The sequence below is a fragment of the Acinetobacter sp. YH12254 genome, from assembly GCF_013417415.1.
In the GTDB taxonomy this organism is placed as follows: Bacteria; Pseudomonadota; Gammaproteobacteria; order Pseudomonadales; family Moraxellaceae; genus Acinetobacter; species Acinetobacter pseudolwoffii.
On sequence record NZ_VPEB01000001.1, the window covers coordinates 262,120 to 286,792 of the forward strand.

General features: G+C 46.5%; 16 protein-coding genes. 6 read left to right on the plus strand and 10 right to left on the minus strand.

Translation table 11 applies throughout. The features are described 5' to 3' along the window. Nucleotides 1–31: 31 nt before the first annotated feature. The 4 genes from FTV29_RS01210 to FTV29_RS01225 all read right to left on the minus strand — a co-directional run bounded on the left by FTV29_RS01210 (nt 32) and on the right by FTV29_RS01225 (nt 4,149). Nucleotides 32–1,651, minus strand: a complete 1,620-nt coding sequence (locus FTV29_RS01210; RefSeq protein ID WP_005095319.1) for an AarF/ABC1/UbiB kinase family protein — start codon at nt 1,649–1,651, stop codon at nt 32–34. A 12-nt stretch (nt 1,652–1,663) separates the two neighbouring features. Further along, nucleotides 1,664–2,341 carry an SCP2 domain-containing protein gene (locus FTV29_RS01215; protein WP_159138685.1) on the minus strand — a complete coding sequence of 226 codons (678 nt, stop codon included), beginning with the start codon at nt 2,339–2,341 and terminating at the stop codon, nt 1,664–1,666. Between the two features lie 12 nt (nt 2,342–2,353). Further along, nucleotides 2,354–3,298: a bifunctional demethylmenaquinone methyltransferase/2-methoxy-6-polyprenyl-1,4-benzoquinol methylase UbiE gene (ubiE, locus tag FTV29_RS01220; protein WP_005095322.1), complete on the minus strand. Its 945-nt coding sequence runs from the start codon at nt 3,296–3,298 to the stop codon at nt 2,354–2,356. Nucleotides 3,299–3,444: 146 nt separating this feature from the next. Further along, nucleotides 3,445–4,149: a hypothetical protein gene (locus tag FTV29_RS01225; protein WP_100329316.1), complete on the minus strand. Its 705-nt coding sequence runs from the start codon at nt 4,147–4,149 to the stop codon at nt 3,445–3,447. A gap of 205 nt (nt 4,150–4,354) precedes the next feature. On the opposite strand from FTV29_RS01225, the gene FTV29_RS01230 reads away from it, so the two are divergent. Then, nucleotides 4,355–5,773 (plus strand): phosphate--AMP phosphotransferase, encoded by a 1,419-nt coding sequence (locus FTV29_RS01230; RefSeq protein WP_159138701.1) that lies wholly within the window; start codon nt 4,355–4,357, stop codon nt 5,771–5,773. A gap of 53 nt (nt 5,774–5,826) precedes the next feature. Here the strand turns inward: FTV29_RS01230 and FTV29_RS01235 are convergent, their stop codons facing one another. After that, the gene (locus FTV29_RS01235; protein ID WP_005095328.1) at nt 5,827–6,327 is read right to left on the minus strand and encodes a hypothetical protein; all 501 of its coding nucleotides are present in this window, start codon (nt 6,325–6,327) and stop codon (nt 5,827–5,829) included. Nucleotides 6,328–6,502: 175 nt separating this feature from the next. Between FTV29_RS01235 and FTV29_RS01240 the strand changes: the two genes are divergently transcribed. From FTV29_RS01240 to pnp, 5 genes are all read left to right on the plus strand, one after another. Continuing rightward, on the plus strand, nt 6,503–10,207 hold the full coding sequence (locus FTV29_RS01240; protein WP_159138686.1) for an exodeoxyribonuclease V subunit gamma: 3,705 nt from the start codon (nt 6,503–6,505) through the stop codon (nt 10,205–10,207). 4 nt (nt 10,208–10,211) lie between these two features. Beyond that, nucleotides 10,212–14,333: a UvrD-helicase domain-containing protein gene (locus FTV29_RS01245; protein WP_159138687.1), complete on the plus strand. Its 4,122-nt coding sequence runs from the start codon at nt 10,212–10,214 to the stop codon at nt 14,331–14,333. A gap of 71 nt (nt 14,334–14,404) precedes the next feature. Continuing rightward, a complete protein-coding gene (recD, locus tag FTV29_RS01250; RefSeq protein ID WP_159138688.1) occupies nt 14,405–16,186 on the plus strand; it encodes an exodeoxyribonuclease V subunit alpha in 1,782 nt (593 codons plus the stop codon). A gap of 898 nt (nt 16,187–17,084) precedes the next feature. Next, nucleotides 17,085–17,354 (plus strand): 30S ribosomal protein S15, encoded by a 270-nt coding sequence (gene rpsO, locus FTV29_RS01255; protein WP_004637724.1) that lies wholly within the window; start codon nt 17,085–17,087, stop codon nt 17,352–17,354. A gap of 259 nt (nt 17,355–17,613) precedes the next feature. Beyond that, on the plus strand, nt 17,614–19,701 hold the full coding sequence (gene pnp / locus FTV29_RS01260) for a polyribonucleotide nucleotidyltransferase (protein ID WP_171063368.1): 2,088 nt from the start codon (nt 17,614–17,616) through the stop codon (nt 19,699–19,701). 197 nt (nt 19,702–19,898) lie between these two features. Here pnp and FTV29_RS01265 read toward each other — a convergent pair whose 3' ends face one another. The 5 genes from FTV29_RS01265 to FTV29_RS01285 form a co-directional block, all read right to left on the minus strand. Then, nucleotides 19,899–20,162, minus strand: coding sequence for a YdcH family protein (locus FTV29_RS01265; protein WP_005095339.1), 264 nt, complete (start codon nt 20,160–20,162; stop codon nt 19,899–19,901). 88 nt (nt 20,163–20,250) lie between these two features. Continuing rightward, nucleotides 20,251–20,583, minus strand: coding sequence for a chaperone modulator CbpM (locus tag FTV29_RS01270; protein ID WP_005095341.1), 333 nt, complete (start codon nt 20,581–20,583; stop codon nt 20,251–20,253). Between the two features lie 459 nt (nt 20,584–21,042). After that, nucleotides 21,043–21,504, minus strand: a complete 462-nt coding sequence (locus FTV29_RS01275) for a DUF2147 domain-containing protein (RefSeq protein ID WP_005095344.1) — start codon at nt 21,502–21,504, stop codon at nt 21,043–21,045. Nucleotides 21,505–21,827: 323 nt separating this feature from the next. Next, a complete protein-coding gene (locus tag FTV29_RS01280) occupies nt 21,828–22,703 on the minus strand; it encodes an Hsp33 family molecular chaperone HslO (protein ID WP_005095347.1) in 876 nt (291 codons plus the stop codon). Between the two features lie 50 nt (nt 22,704–22,753). Further along, nucleotides 22,754–24,607 carry a cation:proton antiporter gene (locus tag FTV29_RS01285; protein WP_159138689.1) on the minus strand — a complete coding sequence of 618 codons (1,854 nt, stop codon included), beginning with the start codon at nt 24,605–24,607 and terminating at the stop codon, nt 22,754–22,756. Nucleotides 24,608–24,673 lie beyond the last annotated feature (66 nt).

Sequence of the window (24,673 nt, forward strand, 5' to 3'; positions counted from 1 at the left end):
AAAAGCCTGACGAATCAGGCTATTTAAAAAATTATTTCGCAATTCGCCAGACGGCAAGAACACTCGCTAGCACAATCAGAAGCACCGACACAAACCATGGTGAAATAATCGCAATCGACAGCAGAATGGCCATGATACTGCCAAACATCCAGCTACGTTTTTGCTGAAGTTCCATTTGCAGGCGCATGCTTTGCAGTTCATTGAGCTGTTTGGCATGCCAGGCTGACTGGTTTTTCAGACCGTTCAGGCTATCAATCATCAAGGTTGGTAGATCCTGTGCCCCTAATAGCAAATCCGGAATTTTTTGTCCCAGTTCTTTCAGGTTTTTCTGCGGATTCATTTGTGCCTTGATCCAGTCCGTCAGGATCGGTTTGGCCAGACTCCAGATATCCAGTTCCGGATACAGGTCGGTTCCCAAGCCTTCGACATGCACTAGTGTTTTGAGTAGCAGCATCAGTTGCGGTGGAATTTCCAGATGGAAACGACGGGCAATGTCCATCACTTCAATCAAAATACCGGCAAAATCCAGCTCATGCATTGGTTTAGAGACCATCGGCCCGACACTGCGGCGCATTTCACGAGCCAAAGCATCCTGATCGGTACCCGGTGGAATCCAGCCAGCTTGATGCACCACCTGAATCAGTTGCATGAAGTCGCTGTTCATGACCGCCAGCAGCATGCGTGCTACGGTCATCTGGTCGTGTTTGGACAGCTCACCCATAATCGCGCAGTCCAGCGCAATAAAGCGCGGATTGCTCGGATTGATGGTTTCGACAAAGACATTGCCCGGATGCATGTCGGCATGGAAGAAGTTATCGCGGAATACCTGGGTAAAGAAGATGGTCAGGCCTTTACGCGCCAGATCGGCACGATCCATGCCGAGTCGGTCAAAGGTCGCGATATCTGAAATCGGTACTCCGGTAATGCGCTCAGCCACCAGCACATCTTTGCTGTCCATATACACTTCCGGCACGTACATCATGCTCGAGCCGGTAAAGTGGTGGCGCATGCGGCGGGTATTGTCCGCTTCCAGGGTCAGGTCCAGCTCATTTAAAATGATCTGGCGGTAATCCTGAATGATTTCAGATAAATGTAAGGCACGCGCTGCTTCGAGACGTTTTTCCAGAAAGTCCCCCAGCCATTGCAGAATTTCAAAATCCTGCAAAATCTGCTGGCGAATATTCGGACGGGTCACCTTGACCACCACTTCACGGCCATCATGCAGGGCAGCGGTATGAACCTGTGCAATCGAGGCAGCAGCCAGAGGCTGGGTGTCAAAACGGGCAAACAGGGTATTCACATCGGCTTTCAGTGATTCCTGGATGCGCATCTTGGCCACGTCATTGTCAAAGGGCTTGACCTGATCTTGGAGCAAGACCAGTTGCTGTAACAGTTCAGGTGCAATCAGGTCGCGACGTGTAGAGAGTAACTGACCCATTTTAATGGCCAGCGGACCCATTTCCTCTAAAGCCAGTTTTAGCTTGAGCGGGTTTTTACGTTCACGACTGGACCAGGCCGCCGGATGCATGCGGATCAGAGACAGAATATGCCGGGCTTTTTCTGGTAATTCTTCCGCAGGAAACAACGTGTCGAGTCGATAGTGCGCGGCGATGCGCCAAAGTTCGAGTAAACGTGAAACATGCGGAATCATAAAGCGGCGTACCTAGTCTTGAGTAGAGTGATTTGAAGCATCGATCTGGGTATGAAGCTGCTGGATTTTCGCTTCAACCCGATCTAGATTTTGATTCAGGATCCGGGTGTCCTGATTCAGGTCATCCATTTGCCAGCGTGGGGCAAACAGACCGCTGTCTTCTTTTAGGGCATCTTCGGCAAAGAACAGCTGGCTTTGCAACGTGCGTTTCAGTTGCTGAGGGAGCAGTTGCAATTTGCCAATTTCATGTGCCAGTGCAGGGCCAATCCAGGGGCTTAAATGCGCCGCCAGATCCAGCTCGGCCTGTTGCATGATGCGCTGGATTTCCTGCAATAACTTGTAGTCACCTTGCAGTGGAATATTGCCGACTTCATCGGACAGCAGCAGCTTGAGTAATTCCACCACATTGCTGACCTGCAAGGTTGCAGTCGCTTCGGTGACTGTAGATGAGCCAGCATCAAATGGACGCTGTTCAAAGATTGAAGATGCTTCACTATGACCAGTCGCGGTCGGCTCCAGACGAAGCTTGTCTTTATCAAAAAACACATCGACCGAAAGCTGCGGCGAAGCAATCACCACCCGCAGCATTTTACCAGACAAGGCATTTAACTGGATGCGGGTAATCGCATCCAGATCAATGACATGGTGAATCACGCGTTCAACAGCACCGAGTGCCAGAATTGACCACATAGGGAATGAACCTTAAAGTTTAAAACCGCGGTGAACTGCAACAATCCCGCCAGTCAGGTTGTGATAGTCACAATTCTGGAAGCCGGCATTTTCCATCATGCCTTTTAAGGTGCGCTGGTCTGGATGCATACGAATCGATTCAGCCAGATATTTATAGCTTTCAGAATCATTGGCAATGATTTTACCCATGATTGGCAAGGCTGTGAATGAGTACAGATCGTAAAGCTTAGAGAATGGCTCAAATACCGGTTTAGAGAATTCCAGCACCAGTAAACGACCACCTGGCTTGAGTACGCGATACATCGATGCAAGTGCGGCATCTTTATCAGTCACGTTACGCAGACCGAAAGAAATCGTCAAAAGATCAAAACTGTTGTCTGCAAATGGTTCTAAGGTTTCAGCATTGGCCAGTACGAAATCGACATTGGTACAGCCGGCATCGATCAGACGGTCACGACCGACATTCAGCATCGATTCGTTAATATCAGACAGCACCACATGACCGGTCGGGCCCACTTCACGGCTAAACACTTTGGCCAGGTCACCGGTACCGCCGGCAATATCCAGCACCTGCTGGCCACGGCGTACACCGGACATATTGATTGCAAAACGTTTCCACAGACGGTGAATCCCGAAAGACATCAGGTCATTCATGATGTCGTATTTGCTGGCCACCGAATGGAACACTTCAGCCACTTTCTGGGCCTTTTCTTCGCTGTTTACGGTTTGATAACCAAAATGTGTGGTTGAACCCACGTTGCCGGTATTGGCACCGCGTGGCAGGTTATATTTCGGCACCGAGCCTGTGACTGGCGTATCAGTCAGGCGTTGTTCGAGGGATTGTTGCTGACCTTGCGGCGTACCTTGTGGAAGAGGTTCAGTTAAGAATGGGCTCACTTTGTCTGTCTGTTGTGCCGACTCAGGGGTAGGGGTAGGCGTTGTATTTTCATTCGACATTGGAGTCACTCCTAACATATCAATCGGGTTAATCTTGCATTGTCTGCATCATGACAGATTCTAAAGGCTTATTCAGCAATCATGATGCAATTGTTATGAATAATATACAGAAAAATGTGTGCTTGGCAGAAATACTGCGCTGCTATTTATTGAAATGGCAACGCATCGCCAGAATGCACTTTCTCAATAATCTGGCGTTCGGTTGCGGTAAATTCACGGACAAATTTTTCTGCCGATTTCAGCGGCTTCATGGCCAGGAAACCATCCTGCATAAACGCATACATCACTTGAAAGTTATATTTATTGGCCGCGCCTTTACACATCTTGAAGGCCGCATAGACCACGAAGGAGCGCATGTATTTATCCAGACTCATACCGAGCTGATCCAGCAAGGCCAGTTGTTTTAACCGTGCCTGACCCTGATCCAGTTTGAGATAGGTCAGGCGCATCATCTCATCGGTCAGTGTTTCATGCGGATGATAATCCTGTAATAACTGAATCGCGACCTGCTCATCCAGCTGTACCGCTAGAATCGCCAGTTCTACACCCAATGTCCCGGTTTTGATGGCATTTTCAGGAATCACTTTTTCTGCTTTATGGGCATATTTCATCAGCCGGGCAATCTGTGCTGCCAGTGCATCAAATTCGGCACCACCATAGAGACGGTTCAGGAAATATTCGGCCATCAACTGATTGGGTTTTTCCGCAAAATGCGCGCGATGAGTTCGCTGCATGCGAACTTTCTGCCAGGCCTGTACATCCTGTAAACGGCTCAGAATGTCCGGTTGGGTATGATAGCTCAGCTGATAATAATGCGCTAACAGATCATCGAGAACGGCAAGTTTGGACATGAGATTTCAATTATAGTTTGAGAATGCAAGAATCTTAGAGGCTGCCGGGCAATCCTGCTATGACAAATTGAACAGAGATCGGGCATTTGTCTGTCAATCTGTTGTTTAAATAGCCAATTTAATCGTGTGAAAAACGTTGCCAGAGCTATTTTTGCGCCAAAACTCATCGTTATACTGCAAACAGAATAAAACATCAGGGTTGAAGATACGCATGGAACAACCACAATTTCAGTTAATGGATGAAGATCAGTTATCGGTCGAGCTGATTGATGCTCAATATGATTTAAAAAAAACACGCGGCCAGAAAAATGCCAAAAGCCTGTTGATTCTGGTCAACGGGATTGAGCTGGCCGGTAAGGGTGAAGCGGTCAAGCAACTGCGTGAATGGGTCGATCCGCGCTATTTGCGCGTGAAAGCAGATGCACCGCAAGTGGCCGGGCCTAAACAGACTTTGTGGCAGCCTTATGCGCGCTTTATTCCGGCCGAAGGACAGATCATGGTCTTGTTTGGCAACTGGTACAGCGACCTGCTGAGCAGGGCTATGCAAGCTTCAGATCCGATCACTAATGCACAGTTCAATCATTATCTGCAAGAGATGCAAGCCTTTGAACAGGACCTGAAAAATAATCATGTCGATGTGGTCAAGGTCTGGTTTGACCTGTCCTGGAAAGCCCTGCAAAAACGGCTGGATGCCATGGATCCGAGTGAAGCGCACTGGCATCAGCTGCATGGTCTGGACTGGCGCGACAGAAAACAGTACGACACCTTGCAGCGCTTGCGTCAGCATTTTACCGAAGACTGGTTCATTATTGAGGGTGAAGATGAACAGCAGCGTGACCAGCAATTTGCCCAGCATATTCTGGGTGCTCTCAAGCATTGCCCCAATCATCCGGCCAGAGCCAGTGGACGATGGAAACAGGCCAAGATTCCCGAACTGTTAAAACATCCTGCCGAAACTCGAGCCAAGGCAGAGGATTACAAGCCGGAGCTGAAAAAATTAACAGCTAAGGTGGCCAAGGCGATGCGGTCCGATCCGCGGAATGTGGTGATTCTGTTTGAGGGCATGGATGCTGCTGGAAAGGGCGGCGCGATCAAGCGCATTGTGAAAAAACTGGATCCGCGTGAATATGAAATTCATACCATTGCCGCACCAGAAAAATATGAGCTGAGCCGTCCCTATTTATGGCGCTTCTGGACCAAACTGCAAAGCGATGATGATATCTGTATTTTTGACCGTTCCTGGTATGGGCGGGTGCTGGTAGAGCGGATAGAAGGTTTTGCCAGTGCCGCAGAATGGCAACGTGCGTATGCGGAAATTAACCGTTTTGAGCAAAGTCTGGTCAAGCATCAAACCGTGGTGATCAAACTGTGGCTGGCCATTTCCAAAGATGAACAGGCCGCACGTTTCAAGGCACGCGAAGATACACCGCATAAGCGTTTTAAAATTACTGAGGATGACTGGCGTAACCGGGAACGTTGGGAGGATTATCTGAAAGCGGCAGCCGACATGTTTGAACGTAGCTCGACCGATTATGCGCCTTGGCATATTATTGCGACCGATGATAAAAATACCGCACGGGTCGAGGTGTTAAAGGCCATTTTAAAACAGCTTCAGGCAGAATAATCTGCCTGAAGTAGCACGGGCTCAGCTGTTTAAAATATTGAGCTCAAATGTGCTTAACCTTGAGCGACCTGTTTTTGCTGGATATTTTTAGCCGCACGGTAGCATTCCTCGACATGGGCTTCGGCAATTTTTTTCATGACAAAATAGCCCAGACTGGCGGCAATCAATTGACCACCCAGGGGAATGAATTTTGTCACTTGCTTTGTGATCACTTTCGCTGCAACATTGTTCAAAGATTTTTTGACAGCAGTTCGCGCGACCACCAGACCAGAAAATTCTACGCCGCGTTTACGCAGCTCATTCCAGTGCACCTGACGGGTTTTGGGATCATAGACACTGATCTGATCAGGCGCCAGTCCGAAGCGGGCATTGATCTCGGGAATCAATTGCGACAAGATGCCGATGTCAATGACGACATCCATAAACGGCACTGGAATAATGGCGGCACCCGCAGAATAGTAGGCACGTTTTTTGGTGAGTTCCAGGCACTCGGCACGAATTTGTTCCAAATCTAAGCTTGGATCGATACGTTCAGGAATTTTATCTAATTTCATGGGCACTACCTAAGCTCTATGTTGTTTTTTTCTATGAAAGCATCATTAAGATGCTTTTTTCAAAGAAATTTTTCGACTGAAGTGTGATTTTAAAGTGTCATACAGCGCTCGAGATGTATAGTAACTAATCTTTATCATTTTGTAGTAAAACTAGTTCAGCAGTTCAGGGGAAACGATGGCAATCCATGTTATTCAGAGTCAACGCATTGATGTGCTTTTGGATAGTATGCTGCGTATTGTCAATCAAACTGCCCGGCATCCGTTTGAAGTGTTACAGCCCCGGCATTTTATTGTGCCGTCTCCGGCCGTAGAAAGCTGGTTGACTCAAAAAATTGCCGAGAAGAAAGGCATCAGTGCCAATAGCCAGTTCCATCACCGGATTCGTGCCTTTCAGTGGACGTCTTATCAGTGGGTGCTGAATGCGCCTAAAGAAGTCGAACAGGTTCGAGAAGCCAATATTCCGCGTATTATCATCAAATGGCGCGTGTTTCAGGCACTGCGTAAATGTATTCTGCCAGAACATATTCCCTTAGACGTCGATCATCCGCTGTATTCAATTGTAAAGCGGATTTACGACAGTGCCGACCGGCTGGAGCAGGGCACGGAAAAACAGCTGAAAAAACAGAGCATGCTGTACTGGGTGGCCGAGCAGGTATCGCGCCTGTTCAGCCATTATATGGATTATCGCGGTTATTGTGCACGTAACTGTCCACCGCAAAGCTGCAGCTGCCCGACCAACTGGCTAGAGGCCTGGGGACAGGATATTGCGCTGGATATCGAGCAGATGATTTATAGTCCCAAAGATGAAAATGGTCACGAAATGCAGGTGGCCGATTTCGTCAAAATTCAGGCGCGTGAGCTGGAAGCCTGGCAACGCTGGTTGTGGCAGCATGTATTTCAGGATGATTATGCCAAAATTCTGGAGATTGAGCGCCTGTATTGGGAACGGCTGGAGAATCCGGAAACCCGAAGCGAAGCCCTGAAACGCTTGCCGGCACAGATAGTGGTATTTAGCCTGCTGGAACTTCCGCCCAGCCAGCTGGATTTTTTACGCCGTCTAGGGCAATACATAGACATTTATATCTTTCATTTTAACCCCTCGCAGGAATACTGGGCCGACAGTGTCGATCCGGACTGGAAAGCCAGATTTGATTTACAGCGCGAAGAGCGCTTTATTCAGCGCTTTGAAAAAACTCGCCAACGTAAACCGAATGATGCTGAACTGAAAGAATTTCGAATCAAGCAGCTTAACTTTAATGCCGAAGATCGTGAATCGCGGCATCCGCTGTTGACCCGATTTGGCAAGCAGGCGCGGGATCATTTCTCTTTACTCTCCAAACTGTCTTCGGGAGAAGAAGGTCTCTGGGCCGATGTTTTTGTCGATGACTATCAGGACAAGCTGCTGGCAAAAATCCAGTCAGATATTTTATATTTACTCGAACCTGAACAGCATCAATATGCTTTAAGTCCGGCCGATGATTCGGTGCAGATTCATGTCTGTCATTCCTCGTTGCGTCAGCTGGAAGTACTCAAAGAACAGCTCATTCACTGGCTGGCACAAGGCACGGAACAGCAGCCACGGCAACCGAGCGACATTCTGGTGCTGAGTCCGAATCTGAAAGAACTGGAACCGGCGATTCGCAGTGTCTTTGCCCCGCCACCACGTGAGCGTGAGATCGGCAGCCAACGGTTGCAGAAAGATAACCTGTATTTACCGATCCAGATTGCCGGGGTGTCGCGTCTGGATGTTAGCAATGCCTGGCGCGCGGTACTGGGCCGGATCCAGTGGGTACGTCGCCGTTTCAGTATTGAGGACTTTGCCGACTGGCTCAGCCTGAATGCCACCCAGCAACGTTATGCTCTGGACTATAGTCAGGTAGAACGGATGTTGCAGTTGCTGACGGAGGCTGGCTTCAAGCGCGGTCTGGACCAGCAGCATTTACAGCAAAGCCTGAGCGTAGGCGATGATGATTACCGTTTTAGTTTTAAATTCGCGCTAGACCGTCTGGCTTTGGGCCTGGCCATTCCTGAACATACAATGTTTGAGGATACCTTGAGTTATGCCAAGGTTCTGACCAGTGATTTCCCGTTGATTTCAACCCTGATCCAGATTTATCAGGATCTGGTGCAGCGCCGTGACTGGCTGACTTTGCATGAGACCGGACAGCGCACGCCGGTGAAAACCTGGCTGAAATATTTGCGCGCCGATCTGAATGAATTTCGTGATGCCGGGGTGGAATCGCTCAAAACTGTGGCCGAGATTATCGACAAGCAGATGCGGATGCTGACCCTGGCCGATTATCATGAGCAGGATGATTCACATGCCAGTCAGGAGCTGGTGGCACTGAGTTTGCCTTTGCCTTATGTGCTGGAAGAAATTCAGAATACGCTAGAAATGCAGCTGGATCAGGCTGAACCAACCGGACAGATCACTTTTAGCCAGATTGGCCAGATCCGGCCGCTCCCTTATCAGCTGGTGGTGATGCTAAATCTGGATAGTGGTAAGTTTCCGAGCCGGAATCAGCAGGTGCCGTTTGATTTGATGCGCAGCCTGAAGCCGCAACTCGGTGATCGTTCGCGTCTGGATGATGAGCAGGGTGCTTTTCTGGATGCCTTGCTATTGGCGCAGGATAATTTATGGCTGTTTTATAATGGCTTTGATCTGGACGATGGCGAGGCTCGCGATCCATCCACTGCCTTGCAGGAACTGATTCAGCATATCGCATTCATCTGTCAGTCGGAACAGCCGGATGCCGAGGTCGATTCTGTGGTGGAAATCAATGGTCTGTCAGTGGCTAAACATATCCAGCAGCTTTATCATGTACATCCCTTGCAGCCTTTTGATCCAGCCGGATTTGCAGATGTGCAAACACCGCGTTATCGGGATCAGTGGTTTGCGGTGGCAGAATATATCCGCAGCGCCGAAGGCAAGCGCAGCAGCTGGATCAATGCGCATTATCCGGCAGTTGAACAAAAAGAACTGCGGGTGCTAAAAGGCGATGAGTGGATTCGGGACATGATTTTCCCGGCGCGTTTATTTCTGAAAAGTGTCGGAATTTCCACAATTCGCTATGCAGATTTGCCGAGTTCCCGTGAGCCCTTGTTATTAAACAAGCTGGAACAATATCAGGTGCGGGATTTTCTATTACAACAAGATCAGCAGATTGAGCCGAGCTTGATGCTAGACCGTTTGCCAGTAGGCAAAACCCAGCAAGCCACCTGGCTCAGCAGTCAGCAGGAACAGCAGTTGTTGCAAGAACGTTTGCTACAGCTCGGCAAAGAACTGACGCCGGTGACCCAGCAATCCTTGCAATTTAGTCCTGAACTGATCATTCATATCAGCGTACCACAAGCCTCGCACAGCAGTTACTGGTTAAGTCTGCAATCCTCTTCGGCCTCGGAAAAACGCCGTGCCCAGATCTGGCTGGAATATCTGTTATGGCTGGCTTACTTAAATGATGATGCACGCTCACCAGAACTGGAACGTATTGTGATTTTCAGTAATAAGACCCTGAAATTTTCCGGCTTGAGTTCAACTAAAGCGCGAGAATATTTACAGTTCTGGTTCAAAGCCTGGGAAATTGGTCAACAGCAGCCGCTGGTGTTGCCAGCGGAATTGTTGATGAAAAAAGAGTGGCAGTGGGCCGAAAATGAACAGGGCAAAATGACCATTGTGGAAATGCCGGAACTGCTAAAAGCCTGGAATAATAGCTATGAAAGTGCCAAGCCTTTGGCTTCGGATGAATCCAGCCTGTTGCATCAGGACTGGCAGTTTATTTTGCAGGATCAGGACCCGGATCTGGCCTTGCAGCGCTGCTGTCATGATTTCGCCCATGCTCTGTATGCGCCGATTCACCAACATCTGGAATGGGTGAAATAGCAATATGACCGTGTTAAAGCAGCAGATGCAAAAAGCCATTTCTACCAATCCGATTCAGGACATGACGTTCCGGGGCTTACACTGGATTGAGGCCTCGGCAGGCACCGGCAAGACCTATACTTTATCCAGTTTGATGGTGCGGATTTTTCTGGATCAGTATTATCCGCATCAGGTGATTGCAACCACCTTCACCCGCAAGGCAACGGCCGAACTGAAAAACCGGGTACGGCTGCGGGTCGAAGAAACTTTGGCCTATATCCAGCGTCATCAGCAGCTCAATTCTGTGGAAATTGCAGCGAAGATTCAGAGCGAAACTGATCCTTTATTTCAGCAGGTATTGAAAGATTATGGCACACGGATGGACTATGCCCGTCGCCGCTTGCGTCTGGTACTGAACCAGCTGGATGAACTGTTTGTCGGGACGCTGGACAGCTTTAGCCAGAAACTGTTACGTGAATTTGCTTTTGAAAGTGGCAAGATTGAACGTGCAGAACTGACCGAAGATCAGGATTTATATATCCAGCAACTGATTCATGATGTGCTGCGTGACTGGATTCAGCAGCAGCCCCAATATATGGTCAATCATTTGTATGTGCAGAATCTGCTGAAACCGGTCGAGCATTATACCGGGCTGGTTCGGGATGCCCTGAATTTTAGCAAGCAGCAATTCCAGAAGGTCGAGCCGGCTGAATGTGATTTAGGTAAATTAGAAGCCTGTATTACCCAATTATTGAATATTCATGAGCATGATCTCGAAGTCATGCGGCGCTATTGTCAGGAAAGTCCGAAGTATTTTCACAAGAGTTTTTTGACCAAGTTAACCGACGTTTGTGAAAACTTTATGACCTGGAGTGCAGCCCTGCAAACTCAGGGTGGCATGAGTTTCTTTGATGCAGAATTGCAACCGATTTTACTGAATCTGTGCCATTTACGCCGTAAAAAAACTGATTTCCAGCCGACCACTCAGGTTTTTAACAAGAGCTGTCCGGAAGCGGAGCAGCAGCTGATTTTGCAACACAGCCTGATCGTGGCAATTGATGTACTGTGTGAGGTCAAACAGGATCTGGATGAGCAGTTGAAGCAGCTCACGACCTATCTGGAATTTCATATTATTCAAAGTGTGCAGACTCGTTTGCCACAAACCCTGCAACAGCAGGGTGAAACGACTTTTTCCCAGCAAATCCGCACACTGGCGGAAGCACTGCAAGGACAGCAGGGTCAGCGCTTTGCCCAGTTTGTACAGGCACGTTATCCGCTGATTCTGGTGGATGAATTTCAGGACACCAATCAGGATCAGGATGACCTGCTGGCCAAGATCTGGCGGGATGCCAGCCGGGTTCAATCCGGCTGCATGATTATGGTCGGCGATCCGAAACAGGCGATTTATGGTTTCCGTGGTGGCGACATGCTGACCTATAACAAGGCACATGCTGACGTGCGGCAGAAGCAGGGCCGCGAATATACCCTGATGCAGAACCATCGTTCGGTCAAAGCGCTGGTCGAAGTGGTCGATGCTTTATTTCAATGCCAGATGGATTTTGGTGAACAGGTGCAGTACACCCTGATTCAGGCCGGTAGTCGGCCACATCCGGATCTCATCGATAGCGCTGTCTGCAATCCGCAGCCCTTACGCTGGATTCAGTTAGGTGAGTCGGATGTAGAAGCCGATCAGGTGGCCTGGAAAATCCGTGCACTCCTCAATCAGTCTGCTCAACAGCAGTTATATTTTCAGCAGCAGAACAGTATTCAAAGCCTGAAAGCCGATGATATTGCAGTACTGGGGTTTGGACATTTTGCCCTGGAACAGGTCAAGCAGCGCCTACAGCGTATGGGTATTCCTTGTTATAAAGAGTCCAAACAAAGTGTTTTTGCCAGTGCTATTGCGCAGGATGTCGCGGCCGTCTTGACTGCAATCATGGATCCTTTTAATGAATCCAAGGTCAAACGTGCCTTACTGACCCGCCTGCTGGGCTTCAACCTGAAAAAACTGATTGAGTTACAGGCGCAGAGTGAAGGGCTCAGTCGCTATATTGCCGATCTGGATGCAATTCGGGAAATGTGGTTCGAAAAAGGTTTTCTCACGGCATGGAATTATGCCTTAAACCTGTTTCAGGTCTGGACTCATCTGGTGGCCAGTCAAAGTCTGGATAATGAACGGGTGGTTGTGAATTTGCGTCATCTGACTGAAATTCTGAGCCAGCAAAGTGAATATTATCAGGGTGCCCAAAAACTCTATCACTGGTATTTGCGTCAGTTACAGTCCCCTTCAGGCAAAGACAGTGAAAAAGAACGCAAGCTGTCTGGTGATCATGGGGTACAGCTGATGACCATCCATGCCTCTAAAGGGCTGGAATTTAAAGTGGTATTTTTATTGGGCGCAGATGCTGCTTTTGATGTAAATAAAGGCAACTTGAACTTTTCATTAAGTGGCACACTGTCTGAAAGTATTTTAGAACAATCCCGGGTGATTGCAGTCAATCATAAGCATTTGCACGAGCAGGCGATTTTACAGAATGCAGCGCGTAATGCAGCGGAAAATCACCGGCTTTGGTATGTGGCGCTGACCCGTGCCAGTCATCGGGTGTATGCCATGTTACAAGACCACGCTGCACAATCCGATTCGGGCTTGGCGTTCTGGCGTGGCCAGGGCGATGCCATCTTCGAACATGCTTTATCTCTGGTCGAGCAGCCGCTGTCTCAGGAACCGGCACGTCTGGTCGAGCAGTCACACCATCATAAGATCGACATGCTGGCGCAACCTTTGCCAGAGCGACAGTTCTATCCACGCACCAAAACCAGTTTTACCGCATTGTCGCAACACCAGTCACATGCGCCAGTTTTGCAGGATGATCTGGTCAATGCACAGGAACACCCGGATAGTGCAGCGGATGAAATCAATCTGAATGCTTTAGCAGATCAGCCGGCTGTCACACCGTTGGACTGGATCAAGCTGAATTTCCCCAAAGGTACGGTGGCCGGGACTTTCTTGCACAGTATTTTTGAACATATCAATTTTCAGGACAGCAGTTACTGGAATCTGGAAATTCGCCGTCGTTTTAAAAATACTGCACCGCAAATCTGGCAAGAACTGAAAGAAAAATTTGAACAGGCCTTCCAGTTGCGTACTGTGCTGGAGCAGACCTTTGCGCCGCATTATCAGGCCGCAGCGGTGAATCTGCGTACCCTGTTTCAAGCCGCAGCGCAGGCAAATTTCAAAGCAGATGAGTTGCAACAGAGTATACAACGCGTTTTGTCCAGCCTGAACTATAAATTGCTGAGTGGCATTCGCCTGCATGATCAGAGCGAAGCTTATCGTCAACAATGGCGACAGTTATTTCAATCGGCACAGCAAGACCGATCAGCCTTGGTGGTTTTTTTAAGCCAGTTTGAGCGTTATTTCACCGAGCTGGATGATGACAGCTTTATCCAGTTTTTTGAACAGGAAGTAGCCCAACTCGCACGCTCTACAAGCACTGAATCGCTGGATGTGGACAGTCTTTTCCAGACTGCTTTTGAGGGATTGCTGGACGAAATTACAGAAGATATTTTGCTGAACCTGATGCATGACTGGGTACATGAAATTCTGGCCACTCCGATCCAGGCAGATTTTGCGTTGGCACAGCTGGAGGCTAAACAGTATCTGTCAGAATTCCCTTTTTATCTGTCTTTGACCGATGCCCCTTTGCAGATTCGGCAAATCCATCAGCTTTTTCTCGAACATGACATGGTCATGAGCGATTTTAATGAGGCCAAATCGGCGCGATATCTGACCGGTTCCATCGATCTGGTGTATTTCGATGGCCAGCGCTACCATATTGCCGATTATAAAAGTAACTTCCTCGGACCTGATCAGCAGCACTATAGTGCTGAGGCGATTCAGCAGAATATGAGCCAGTCCAGTTACTGGTTGCAGGCCGCTCTGTATCTGGTGGCGCTGCATCGGTACCTGAGTGCCAATATGCAGACTTATTCGATCACACAGCATCTGGGCGGCGCAACCTATCTGTATTTGCGCGGGATGAATGGACAGGCGCAGCAAGGAGCTTATCATTGGCAACCGGACTCTGAATTCATAGAAAAACTGGATCAAATATTGGGCTATTTTGAGCAGAAAAAATCAGCATGATTTTACTGTTTTATAAAATATGTATAGATTAAACATGAAATTATCCTGTGGATAACTTTGAGGATAACTGTGTGGAAAATGAGCAGAATCACGTGTCACAGCAACATTCCGATTTAATGGCCTGGATTGACTATCTGTGTCAGCTTCCATTCAGTACAGCTGCATTTGATCCGGCAGCAAAATTATTGATCGAGCAACTGCTTGAAGCGATGCAAGCGGGAGATAGCTGTATCGAAGTTAATCCTCAGCAGGTTGCCTTATTGCATAATCTGGTTTTAGACCGCCGTCAACAGAGTGCAGGAATTGCACCATTTATTTGTGCAGATCAGCATTTATATCTGTACCGCTACTGGCAACTGGAACAGGCGGTAGCCTCACATATTGCTCGGATTAAAGCCCAACCGGTGGCCGCTATTGATTTATCCGAACGTGATCGCAATTTATTGTCAGATCCACAGCAGAAACTGGCACTGGAAATGGTTGCGCGGCAGGCGCTGAATATTATTACCGGCGGTCCGGGTACCGGTAAAACCTATACCTTGGCGCATATGATTGCGGTCCTGCATGAAGCCTTGCCAAATATCCGGATTGCCATGGCAGCACCTACCGGAAAGGCCGCACAGCGCATGAAAGAAGCACTGCAAAAAGCCTTGCACAGTGAAGCGTTACAACAGTTTGAGCTAGAAGCATTAAAACAGTTGCAACCGGTGACCCTGCATCGCTTATTGGGTCTAGGTACTCGCGGACAGCCACGCTTTCATGCCAAACAGCCTTTGCCCTATGATGTGATCGTGGTCGATGAAGCCTCGATGCTGGATTTAAACCTATCCCAGATGTTGCTAGCCGCCGTACCGCCTCATGCACGGCTGATTTTACTCGGTGATGCAGACCAGCTGGCCTCTGTGGATGTCGGAACGGTACTGGCAGATTTACAGCAAGTGGTGACTCTGGAGGATAACCGGGTCAATTTAATCACCACGCGACGTTTTGCGACTGGAGCCAGGATTGGTGCAATGGCGGAGTTTATCCAGCAGAATCATGAGTCTTCTCACGTCTTGCAGAAATTTGAGCAGCAGATTGTGCCGGCTAGTGAGTTACAGGCGATCGATTTGAATCAGGTTGAAATCGACCAGTTGCAGCTGCAATACCTGCTCGCTGGCGCCGAACAGACCGCGCATAGTTTGAATCAGTATTATGATCAGCTGATGTATGGTTATCAGGCTTATGTACAGGCCATAAAAACAGAACGAAACTCAGCTGATTTTGAGCAGTACGTACAACAGGTGGTCAAAACTTTTGATGATTACCGGATTTTAACCGCAATCCGTTCTGGTGATCTGGGTCTGCTCAAGATCAACCTGCAGATTGAGCAACGCTTTTTAGCAGCGCAAGGCCAATTGAAACAGGGCGACTGGTATGTTGGACGCCCTGTCATGATGAGCTATAACGACTATCAGTTGGGTCTGTCCAATGGTGATATTGGCATTTGTTTTTTACGTGAGCAGTCTGGTCAGCGTCAGTTTGAAGTGTATTTCCCAAGTCTGGAAAAATGGGTATTGGCGACCCGTTTACCTAAAAGTATTGAAACCGCTTTTGCGCTGACTATTCACAAATCTCAAGGTTCAGAATTTTCCCATACGGCAGTGGTGCTGGATCAATATGCAAAAAATCTATTGAGCAAAGAGTTGATTTATACCGCGATTACTCGAGCCAAAAAAGTGGTCAGTTTATTGGTGGATTGTGATGCTTTTATACAAGCACTTTGTGTCAGAACCACCCGAAAAAGTGGTTTGAGCCAAAAAATCATTGAACAATCCAGTAATTTAATTGGCAAAAATAATCAAATCTTGTAGGTAAAAGCTTACAAGGATTCAGGAAATTGACGCATAGAGCTTTTGCTCAGTTTTTGAGAAGATTGGTTCTACAAAATAACTCAACACGGAAAGTTGAGCATAATCGTATAATTATAAAAAGAATGTCAGTAGACAGCGAACTTACAGTGAGGTAAGTAAAAAGAGGAAACTTACAGCCGCTAAGCCTTGTAGTTTTGGGAGAGACTACAAGGCTTTTTTATATTTAATTAATTTATATTTCAAAATACTAGATATTTACCTTAATTCTAAAGTTGGATATTGTTGTGGAATGGCTGGATTTAAGCGAATTAGGTTAAATAAAGTGGTATTAATGTAATATTATGCAACTTTTAGGCTAGTTATTGTACGAAATAGCTTACAGCAAGATACGCTAAATGCCTCTACTTGTCTTTGTAGAATATGGCAAAATCTACCACACAAGGAAGGTGATTTTTCAACAGGATGTTTGAAAATAATAACAAGCGTAAAACGCTATAAAAAACACAATAAATAATAATGATAAGAGAAAGAACTACAGCGCCAAAAAGCCCGACTAAACTCGGGCTTTTTTTTATCTATTTTTTATTCAGACAGACGACGGTACATTAAAACAATAGAAAAAGCGTTCTAATTGCTTAGGTCGATTTCTCTATTTAAGTGGTCTAGATGATCTCGCTTAAAACAGTACAGATCTTGAATAACTCAGGATCAATGGACAACAGCTTCGCTTTAAATAAATCACCGATTGAAAACATTTAAAAGTGCTGATCTATTTTTGCAATTTGGCGCATTTTCCCTTAAAATATGCAACTTGCTGTAGTGATGCACGGCAGTCAAAGTTTTGAATTCTCATTACATTGATTTTTATCAAAATATATAAGCATCTCGGAGAAATCGAATGGCTTTAACTAACGCAGATCGCGCAGAGATCATTGCTAAATTCGCACGCGCTGAAAACGACACTGGTTCACCAGAAGTTCAAGTAGCTCTTTTGACTGCTCAAATCAATGACTTACAAGGTCACTTCAAAGAGCACAAACACGACCACCATAGCCGTCGCGGTCTAATCCGTATGGTTAACCAACGTCGTAAGCTGCTTGACTACCTAAATGGTAAAGACCACGGTCGTTATGTAGCATTGATCGGTGCTTTAGGTTTACGTCGTTAATTCGATTTAAACTTTATTTTCGGGTTATTGCATGCTTTGTGCTTTATTGCTGAAAACTAAAGTCGGTTTAGCTTTTGGCTAGGCCAGTGGAAGGGGCGAATGTTTCGCTCCTTCTTTGTGTTTAAAAATAGTATTTAATCTGGTGAGGTCGGCTTCTAAGCTTTGTCATTTGTTCGTCTATATGGTCGTGAATGCCAAACCTTAGGGGTCTCCACTAGAATAATTGTTCACAAGAACTAGGAAAAAATAAAACATGTCGATGTTTAATATTATTCGTAAAGAATTCCAATTCGGTCAACACAACGTGATTCTTGAAACAGGTCGCGTTGCACGTCAAGCAAACACTGTTGTGATTACCATGGGCGGCGTACAGGTTCTTGTTGCTGTTGTAGCGCAACCTAAAGCAAAAGCCGGTCAAGACTTCTTCCCATTGACTGTTAACTACCAAGAAAAGCAATATGCTGCAGGCCGTATCCCGGGTGGTTATGGTAAGCGTGAAGGCCGTCAGTCTGAAGCTGAAACTTTAATTTCACGTCTGATCGACCGTCCAATTCGTCCATTGTTCCCAGAAGGTTACTTCAACGAAATTCAAGTGACTGCAACAGTAATTTCATCTGACAAAACCATGGATGCTGACATTGCTGCAATGCTGGGTACTTCTGCTGCATTGTCGATTGCAGGTACGCCTTTCCGTGGTCCAATCGGCGGCGCTCGCGTTGGTTTGATCAACGGTGAATACATCCTGAACCCGAACCACGAACAGTTAAAAGAGTCTGATCTTGATCTGGTTGTTGCAGGTACTGAAGCTGCAGTATTGATGGTTGAATCTGAAGCGAAAGAACTTTCAGAAGACCAAATGCTGGGCGCTGTATTGTTCGGTCATGACGAAATGCAAATCGCGATTCAAGCGATCAAAGAATTTGCTGCAGCAGCTGGCGCAGTTGAGTCAACTTGGGTTGCTCCAAGCAAAAATGAAGCGCTTCTTGGTCAATTAAAAGATGCATTCGAAGCGAAAATCTCTGAAGCCTACACAATTGCTGTGAAACAAGACCGTTATGCGGCGCTTGATGCACTTCACGCAGAAGCAGTGGCACAGTTCGTTCCTGAAGAAGATGAAACAGGTATTGCTGACGAAGTAAACGAACTCTTCGAAGATCTTAAATACCGCACGGTTCGTGACAACATCTTGTCTGGTAAGCCACGTATTGATGGTCGTGATACTAAAACTGTTCGTGCAATCGATGTACAAGTGGGCGTATTAGGTCGTGCTCATGGTTCTGCATTGTTCACACGTGGTGAAACTCAGGCATTGGTTACAACAACTTTGGGTAATACCCGTGATGCGTTGATGGTTGATACTCTTGCAGGTACTAAAACTGACAACTTCATGCTTCACTACAACTTCCCTGCATACTCTGTAGGTGAAACTGGTCGTGAATCTGGTCCTAAGCGTCGTGAAATCGGTCACGGTCGTCTAGCGCGCCGTGGTGTTCAAGCGGTTCTTCCTGCAGCTGACCGCTTCCCGTACGTGATCCGTATCGTATCTGACATCACAGAATCGAACGGTTCATCTTCAATGGCTTCTGTATGTGGTGCTTCTCTATCACTTATGGATGCAGGTGTGCCACTTAAAGCACCAGTTGCGGGTATTGCAATGGGTCTAGTGAAAGAAGGCGAGCGTTTCGCAGTTCTTTCTGACATCCTGGGTGATGAAGATCATCTTGGCGACATGGACTTTAAAGTCGCAGGTTCTGCAAACGGTATTACTGCACTGCAAATGGACATCAAGATCGAAGGGATTACTGAAGAGATCATGGAGTCTGCATTGAACCAGGCTTATGCCGGTCGTATGCACATTCTTAATGAGATGAACCAAGTAATTTCACGCGCTCGTCCTGAAATTTCGATGCATGCACCAACATTCCAAGTGATCAACATCAACCCGGACAAAATCCGTGATGTAATCGGTAAAGGCGGCGCGACGATTCGTGCGATTACTGAAGAAACGAAAGCTGCAATCGATATCGAAGATAACGGTACAGTTCGCGTATTCGGTGAAACTAAAGCGGCAGCAGCTGCTGCAGTTGCGAAGATTCAAGCATTAACTGCTGAGATCGAACCAGGTACAATTTACGTGGGTAAAGTGATTCGTATCGTTGAATTCGGTGCGTTCGTGAATATTCTTCCGGGTACTGATGGTTTACTTCATATCTCTCAAATCTCGAACGAACGCATTGCGAACGTTGCAGATGTATTGAAAGAAGGTCAAGAAGTGAAGGTACAGGTTGCAGACGTTGACAACCGTGGCCGTATCAAATTGACCATGAAAGACATCGAACAAGTTTAATCATCTGAATATTCCCATGAGTTAGCTCATGGGAATGAAATATCAAAAGCCCTGAGCTTGATCAAAGTGCTTACTTTGGCTGTTCAGGGCTTTTTTTATGCTTCGGAAAATCTCCGCACATCTGGCCAAAATGTTTGAATCGCCCACAGGCTGTCAACGATTGTCGCACGATCTGAGTCTGTATTAAGCAGTTGATCTTAGGTCAGGGGATCGGCTTCAGAACTTTTTAGCAGACGATAAATTTCATCTTTCAATTTTAGCTTTTTACGCTTGATCGCTTCAATATCATTGTTGATATGATTGACCGGGTCGAGTTCAAGCTGACTAATTTTCCTGTCCAGCTCATTATGTTCCTCAAATAATTTGGCAAAGTATGGATTTTCCTCGCGAAGTTGCACAATCAAGTCGCGGTATTCGGGAAACATGTATTTCATTTTTTTATTACAATCTTTGGTTTTCATAGCGCTTTTTATACTCTAATCATCAAATTAAAAATAAATATGCCCTGACCTGCAGCGAAAGATGCAGATAGACAGAGCATCAAAGGACTTACTTAAAATGCAAATGTTTGACCTCGCGGCGTAACTCCTGCACTTCATCGATGAGGTCCAGCATCATCGCGACTGCGGTAAATGACGCATCAAAATCGCGTTGCAGGCGATAGGCGCGTTGTGCACGCGAAATATCCTCACCGAGGAAAGTGCTGGCTGGCGTGACAGGAGAACGATCGGGCAGAATTCCATGTTCAATCAATTGCATGACCCATTCCGGACTTTGTCCGCATGCTTCTGCGAAGTGGATGAGGTCAAATGAGTGATCGTCCATAATTTCTGACGGGGTATAGTCCTGTGAAAAGCTTTCTTGGTACTGAATTGTAGTCATGGCTCTACTCCTTAAACAGCCAAGTGTGCAAAATTGAGAGAATGAAAAGGTACTGAAGTAAAACGCTTTCTATTCTTCGGATATGCAGACTCAGAGTGATGACTCAAATGATCACGAGAAAAAAATCGGTATGTTCCGGTATTCAATGCATCAGGAACGCGCGAATAAGAGAAGGTGAAAGTGAACGCTGTTTTTATAGTTTTATGTTTTATTGACCGAGTGTGTTCAAACACTTTCCTGTGTTGAATATACGCTGCCCTATGAGGACAGCAAAGCAGACCTGATGACAGAATTAAACAAGGCTGAAGATTGATCATCATAAATGGATAAAAAATAACCGTCTTCGATCCATTATTATGACTTTAGCTGCGCCAAAACAGTTTTTATTTGTACCTTATTGTTTCAAAACATGACAAAGAAAAAGCCCCTGATACAGAGGCTTTGAAAATCTTTCTGAAATTAATGTTTTATCCAGGTTACACTGCGGCCAATTACTGAGACACCGACATAACCACGCAAGGTTAGACGTTTGCCATTGGCACTTAGGCGTGCTTTGCCTTTGTAAATTTTGCCACTGATCGGATCAAGCACTTTGCCGTCATGGTATTCACGTGGCTTTTTCGGATCTGCTTTAAAATCCCAGATAAACGGCAGGCCTATAAACGGTTTATCTTTGAGCTGACCTGGACATTTATGACAGATACCCATTTTCTCTGCGCCAGGCAAGCTACGTGTTGCGACAATTATTCCTTCATAGCTACCATCCGCTTTCTTACGAACTTCTACATCCGCACGAGAATAGCCTGATTGATCATCAATGGTTTTCCATTTACCCACTAACGGATCTTCATAGGCAAAGGCCAAGCTAGAAACCGCAGCCAAACTTATCCCCATCACTAGAGTGTTCAATAATTTTTTCATAACATACCTGTTAAATTTGATACTGTATTCATTTTAGAATTATTACTCTAATTTATTTTAAAAGCATAATTAAATCAATACTATAAAATGTGATTGTATTCTCATAATTTTTTTAAAACGATGATTATTTGGTCTTTGTTAATGTGAATAGTCTTATAATTTAAATGGGATTTTGAGGTGGGGTTTATCTGAGGATCTGATTCAGTGAATAGGCAGGTTTTCTACTGGAGGTAAATATGCTCTGTTGAGCTTCGTCATGTAAATTTTAAAACATAAAAAAGCACTCCTGAGGAATGCTTTTTTAAACTCATGCTTAGCACCGTTTAGCTTAGATGTTCACCACATAGACCTAAGGCCTCTTCGGCTGTAAAGGTATATTGGCTATTACAGAACTGACAATCCATTTTGATCGGATTCTGGAATTCCAGTGTTTCACGTATTGATTCTACGCCAATCTGTTGTAAGGCCACTGCACAGCGCTCTTTAGAGCAGGTGCAGCCAAATTTCAAGGCTTCAGTTTCTGGCAAGCGCACTTCTTCTTCATTATATAAACGGTAAAGAATGTCAGTGGCTTGCAGGCCGATTAGTTCTTCAGTTTTCAAGGTTTCAGTGAGCATGGTCAGACGCGGCCATAAATCTTCATCAACACGGCGCTGTTCTTCTTCACTATTCCGTGGCAATAGCTGAATCAGTAAACCACCGGCGCGCTGATGGTCGCTTGCCAGTACAATGCGCGTTGGAATCTGTGCAGACAGGTCATAATACTGCATGAGGCAGCCAGCCAGATTTTCTTTGTCCAGCGGCACAATACCTTGATAACGCTCACCAAATTCTGGTTCGATATTGATAAACAGCACTGGAGAAACCAGTGACTTTAAGATGGTGCTGCTATCTTCACCCACCAGAAAGTGCGGATCTTCTTCATAGTCCGCCAAAGCGCGAACTTCACCCAAGTGGTTGCATTCAGCCATTGCCCATTTAAATGTGCCTGATGCCTGAATTTGCAGGCTGATACGCCCTTTAATCTTCAAGGTGCTGGCAAGCAGTGCAGTCGCAGTGAGCATTTCACCCAACAGAATCTTGACCGCAGGTGCATAGTCACGTTGCGCTAAAATGGTTTGTAAAGCTTCTTCAAGATGCACCACTTCACCACGAACAGGGCTATCTTCAATAAAAAAGCGTTGGCGTAAATCAGACATAAAATTCTCCATAACCCTGCTTTAATGGTGTCATTATTGTAAAACACAAGTTATGACAGATCATCTCTTAACGCATCAATTCCTGCGCCGTTTGTATCCTGTTGCGGCTGTGTATCTGTTTTTTGAACTTTGTTGCGTTGATCCTGCGCAAACAGATGTTCGAGTTCTGCCAAGCTACTGCGGTGATGTTCATAACTTGCGTGTTGATCCGAATCTAGATGGTATTGACTGTTGAGTAATTTTTCATCATGTGCGCGGAAGTATTCAATCTGTTGCTGACTTTCTTCCGGAGCAGTATTCAACTGGCTTAACAAAGCCTGACTCATTTCCAGTGCTGAAAAGTAGTTTTCACGCCAGATTTTTTCTACACCTAAATCCTGTAACAGATGCACATGATGACGATCACGTGCGCGTACCCATAAACAAGTTTCAGGATAATTCAGCCGGATATACCGCACGATCAGCATCGAATCTTCAATATCATCAATGGCAATAATCACTTGCTGGGCCATCGCAATTCCTGCATGTGCCAAAGTTTCTGGCTCTGTCGCATCGGCCTGATAGAAAGGAATTTGATACTGCGCAAGCAGTTCAGTGGCTGGCACATTGCTGTCCATGACACTAAATGCATGCTGTTGTTGCAGTAAAATCCGGGCAATAATTTGTCCAAAGCGGCCAAATCCAATCAGCAAAATAGGGGGGCTGGCTTGAGGACTGGAATCGGTTTCAAAGGTCGCAGCCAGATGATTGTTTTGATCCAGACGCGGTAAAACCTGACTGTGTAATAACCAGTAAAATGCCGGGCTAAGTAATAATGAGAAACTCACCATCCAGAGCAAGGGAGACAGCAGATTAGCTGCAATGATCTGGTCGGATACCGCAATCACCAGCGCCAGCAAGGCAAACTCGCCACCTTGTGCCAGGCTGGCTGCCAGCAAGCTACTGTTGCGCCAGCTATTTTGATGATAACGTGCCAAGGCCAAAGTCATGGCAAATTTGACCAAGATTAAAGTGAAAGTGCCACCTAAAATGATCCAGAGGAAATTCAACAGATCGGGCAGTTGCAGTGACATACCCAGACTCATAAAAGCTAAGCCAATCAATAAGCCCTGAAAAGGCCGAATGGTGCTTTCTACCGCGGGCCGGAAATCTGAATCTGCCAGTAAAATCCCGGCAAATAAAGCGCCAAGAAACAGATTCAGTCCAAGCGTATTCATCAAGAGCAGCAGTGCCAAAGTTACCGCAATCGCCACAATCGTGTGCAGTTCGTGACTGCCACTTTTAGCAATCCAGCGATATAGTGGCTGCATCAGATAGCGATTACACAGGAACAAGCCGGTAAAAGTGGTGATCATTGCGGCAAAATAAGCCACTCCGTGTTCGGTCGAGGGAATTCCGCTAAATAAAGGAATGGCGGCAATCACAGGAATGGCCAGCAGGGCATGCAGCAGCAGGATTGAATAGGTCTGTTGACCATAGCTGGTGGCAAACTGTTCCTGATTGTGGAGTTGTTGAATCACCAAGGTCATGGCTGATAGACTGCCAGCAAGTCCAATCACAATACTGGCCAGCAGGCTTTGTTGTAGAAAAATCCAGGCCAGCAGGCTAAAAATCAAGGTGCTCATTAGTACCTGCAAAGCAGCCGTCATCCACAGAGATTGACTGATCTGGGCGATGCGTTGTGGTCTGAGTTGCAGCCCGATCCAGAACAGCAGTGCCAACAGGCTGACGTTCATGAAACTGTTCATCAGGTCTGGAGTCTGAATCAGATGCAAAATACCGGGACTTAAGATCAGTCCTGTTAACAGATAGCCCAGTACGCTTGGTAGTCTGAGCCTTTTACTCAGTGGCACTATTAAAAGTGCGACCACCAAAACCAGTGTTATTTGTAACAGTATCGACATTTTCCTGTCCTAAATTTTATGCTTGATCCAGACGTTGATGCGTATGTCCCGGACATGGACTCAGAT